This window comes from Exiguobacterium sp. RIT341 (assembly GCF_000632205.1).
Classification (GTDB): Bacteria; Bacillota; Bacilli; order Exiguobacteriales; family Exiguobacteriaceae; genus Exiguobacterium_A.
Genome location: NZ_JFYW01000006.1, coordinates 1 through 536, shown reverse-complemented (window position 1 = coordinate 536; position 536 = coordinate 1). Strand labels below are relative to the sequence as shown.

The 536-nt window shown below is 50.9% G+C and carries 4 tRNA genes; all 4 read right to left on the bottom strand.

Going from position 1 to position 536, the window contains the following annotated elements:
* Positions 1-23: 23 nt before the first annotated feature.
* The 4 genes from BW42_RS09000 to BW42_RS08985 all read right to left on the bottom strand — a co-directional run bounded on the left by BW42_RS09000 (position 24) and on the right by BW42_RS08985 (position 401).
* Positions 24-99, bottom strand: a tRNA-Ala gene (locus BW42_RS09000).
* A 22-nt stretch (positions 100-121) separates the two neighbouring features.
* Positions 122-198: transfer RNA gene (locus BW42_RS08995), tRNA-Pro, on the bottom strand.
* A gap of 4 nt (positions 199-202) precedes the next feature.
* Positions 203-276 (bottom strand) — tRNA-Arg (locus BW42_RS08990).
* Between the two features lie 38 nt (positions 277-314).
* Positions 315-401 (bottom strand) — tRNA-Leu (locus BW42_RS08985).
* Positions 402-536: the final 135 nt, after the last annotated feature.

Genomic DNA, 536 nt, shown 5'->3' with positions numbered 1-536 from the left:
GTTTTCAAAGTTCGTCATAAAAATGGTGGAGCCTAGCGGGATCGAACCGCTGACCTCCTGCGTGCAAGGCAGGCGCTCTCCCAGCTGAGCTAAGGCCCCATTAAAGGGATGAAATTGAAGATGGTCGGGAAGACAGGATTCGAACCTGCGACCCCTTGGTCCCAAACCAAGTGCTCTACCAAGCTGAGCTACTTCCCGAAAATGCACCCTGAGAGATTCGAACTCCCGACCCCTTGATTCGTAGTCAAGTACTCTATCCAGCTGAGCTAAGGGTGCGGAATATAAGGATCAAACAGCAAACATCAAAATGAAAATGGTACCGAGGGCCGGAATCGAACCGGCACGGGGAAACCCCCGCAGGATTTTAAGTCCTGTGCGTCTACCAGTTCCGCCACCCCGGCAGGGATATAAAAGGTAGAACCTTCATTCATAATTGAATTCTGGTGATCATTGAAGATGAAAATGGTGCCGGCAACAGGAGTCGAACCCGCGACCTACTGATTACAAGTCAGTTGCTCTACCAGCTGAGCTACACC